The following is a 2,636-nucleotide window of genomic DNA, read 5'->3' as shown; positions in this document are numbered from 1 at the left end:
CCTGTCAACCCCGTGGCGACGGCCAGCACGATCAGCGGCAGGAGGCCGACATAGATACCGCCGATCTCGATGGATTGACTCTCTATTCCATGGCCGGGCAACGATCGGCTGTTCGCGGACCATATCTGCAGCATCAGGTTCTGCAGCGCGATCGAAAGTCCGAAGGTGGCGATCAGCGAGGGCAGCGGATCGCTGCCCACCACGCGGTTCAGCACGGCCTTCTGCAGCACCCAGCCCATCAGCACCGCGAGCGGCACCAGTAAGATCAGCACAGGCAGCGGTCCCAGACCCCAGGCCGTGGCTATCGAAATGCCTATCAGCGACAAAAGGATCACCAGATCGCCATGGCTGATGTTGACGATCCGCATGACGCCGAACATCAGCGCCATGCCGAGCGCATACTGGGCATACATGCCGCCCAGCAGGACTCCCTGCACCAAGGCGTCAAACCACTCCATGGCCTGCTCCAAAATAGGCTTTGCCGATCTGCTCACGCGTGATCTCGGCGGACCTGCCGGTCAGGGTCACGCGCCCCTCCAGCATGCAGTAGAGGCGGTCCGTAGCGGTTCGGGCGAGGCCGACATCCTGCTCGACCACGATCATCGCCGTTCCGGTGGCGCGGATTTCGGGCAAGGCGGCATAGATCTCGCGGATCACCTTCGGCGCAAGACCAAGGCTGATCTCGTCGCAGAGCAGCACGCGCGGCTGGCAGAGCAGCGCGCGGCCGATCGCCACCATCTGTTGCTGTCCGCCCGAGAGGCTCTGGACCTGCGTGCGGGCCTTCTCCTTTAGGATCGGGAACAGCAGGTGCAACCGCGGCAACGTCCATCCGCCCTTAGCGCCCATGCGCGCGGCCTGGTCGATGGCGACGCGCAGATTGTCCTCGACCGACATGCCGGTGAAGAGCCGACGGCCCTCCGGCACGATGGCGACACCCTTCTGGACCATGCGGTCGGTGGTGGTGCCGCCAACGGCCTCGCCGTGCAGCAGCACCATCTCGCGCGCAACCGGGAGCAAGCCCATGATCGAACGCAGGAGTGTGGATTTTCCTGCCCCGTTAGCGCCGATCAAGGCCACGGCCTCACCCTGGTGCAGCTCGATGTCGACGCCGTAGAGCGCCTGGAAATCGCCATAGCGGGCCAACAGGCCGTGGGTGGAAAGAACGGCCGTCATGCCTCGATCCCCATGTAGACGCGCTGGACCTCGGGCAGCGCAATCACTTCGGCTGGCACGCCTTCGGCGATCTTCTCGCCGAAGTTCAGCACCAACAGCCGGTCGGCCACCGCCAGCAGCGCGTGCAGCACATGCTCGATCCACACAATGGTGATGCCGCGGTCGCGTATGCGGCGCACCAGCGCCACCAGCGCCTTCGATTCATCGTCGGTCAGCCCGCCCGCGATCTCGTCCAACAGCAGCAGCTTCGGATCCGACGCCAGCGCGCGCGCCAGCTCCAGCCGCTTGCGATCGAGCAGAGTGAGCGCGCCGGCCGAGACATTGGCCTTGTCGGAGAGCTCGCAATCGCGCAGGACCTGGGCGCAGAAAGCATAGCTCTGCTTCTCGGACCGGCCGCCGCCGAAAGCGGCGGCGACCAGCAGGTTTTCGAAGGTGGTCATGCCGGAATAGGGACGCGGGATCTGATAGGTCCGCCCGATCCCCATCTGGCAGCGCCGGAAGGGCGGCTCGCCGCGAAGCGCGGTGTCGCCGAGCTGGATCTCGCCGCCGGACGTCTTCAAATCGCCGCTGATCATGTTGAACAGCGTCGTTTTGCCCGCCCCATTCGGGCCGAGGATGCCCAGCACCTCGCCCCGATGCACGTCGAAGCTCACCTCATGCAGGACGCGGACAGCGCCGAAGGACTTCGACACGCCGTGCGCTTTCAGCAGGATTTCCCTACCCATAACTCTGCCCGCGTTCCCGCTCATGTCACCAGGCGATCGGCTGGATAGCCTGCTGCGGCGCGAAGAGCTGATTGACAGTGTTGTCGACGATCTTCAGGTCATAAGGCCATTTCTCGCCCTTCACCCACTGGCCGCCGAAGATCGGCGTCTTGCAGATGTTCTTGTGGGGTGAGCCGTCGAACTTGATATGACCGACCAGCGTCTGCAGATCGGTAGCGACCAGAGCGTCACGATTGGCCGCACGGTCGAGCGGATTGGAAGAGCGCTTCAGTATGTCGAGGGCGACCTCGAGCAAGGCATGCGAATAGCCCAGCGGCTGCGTCCACTGGCGCTTCGTATCGGCTTCCCATTGGCTGGCGATGTCGCTGCTGACCTGGCCGGTCAGCGACGACTTGAACGGGAAGGCCGGGGTCCACCAGACCTCCGAGGACATGCCGTTGCCTAGAGGACCCATGGCCTCGACGCCACCCGGGAACAAGAGCGCCGCCGCCACCGTGACCGCCTTCGGCTTGAAGCCCTGCTGGTTGCACTGGGTGACGAAGGTCTTCAGATCGTCGGGATAGGTAATGCCGCCGATGATCTCGCAGCCCTGCTTCTTGAACTCGGCTATCTGTGCGGAAAAATCATTGGTGCGGGGCTGGAAATAGCCGGGCACCACGACCTCGTAGCCGGCCTTGCGGGTCGGCGCTGGCAAGCCATATTCGTCGTTGCCCCAGGTCTCGCCGTCGATGTTCTGGG

At 64.2% G+C, this 2,636-nt stretch carries 3 protein-coding genes and 1 pseudogene; all 4 read right to left on the bottom strand.

Annotated elements, in window-relative coordinates; genetic code table 11:
* Window positions 1-458, bottom strand: a pseudogene (locus tag EN893_RS28295) (branched-chain amino acid ABC transporter permease); the annotation flags it as partial.
* Window positions 445-1,173 carry an ABC transporter ATP-binding protein gene (locus EN893_RS28290; RefSeq protein WP_127266428.1) on the bottom strand — a complete coding sequence of 243 codons (729 nt, stop codon included), beginning with the start codon at window positions 1,171-1,173 and terminating at the stop codon, window positions 445-447. The gene EN893_RS28290 and the pseudogene EN893_RS28295, both read right to left, overlap by 14 nt.
* Entirely contained in the window at window positions 1,170-1,898 is a 729-nt protein-coding gene (locus EN893_RS28285; RefSeq protein ID WP_127266429.1) for an ABC transporter ATP-binding protein, read from the bottom strand. Before EN893_RS28285 ends, EN893_RS28290 begins: the two co-directional genes overlap by 4 nt.
* A 25-nt stretch (window positions 1,899-1,923) precedes the next feature.
* The coding region (locus EN893_RS28280) for an ABC transporter substrate-binding protein (protein WP_164901180.1) at window positions 1,924-2,636 on the bottom strand (713 nt) is incomplete at its 5' end.

The sequence above is a fragment of the Mesorhizobium sp. M7A.F.Ca.CA.004.04.2.1 genome, assembly GCF_004022825.1.
Taxonomy (GTDB): domain Bacteria; phylum Pseudomonadota; class Alphaproteobacteria; order Rhizobiales; family Rhizobiaceae; genus Mesorhizobium.
The sequence above is the reverse complement of the archived record's forward strand: the minus strand, read 5'-3'. Positions and strand labels throughout refer to the sequence as shown.

Coding starts and splice junctions, on each gene's coding strand:
- EN893_RS28290 (WP_127266428.1), bottom strand. CDS start 1,173: ATGACGGCCGTTCTTTCCACCCACGGCCTGTTGGCCCGCTATGGCGAT.
- EN893_RS28285 (WP_127266429.1), bottom strand. CDS start 1,898: ATGGGTAGGGAAATCCTGCTGAAAGCGCACGGCGTGTCGAAGTCCTTC.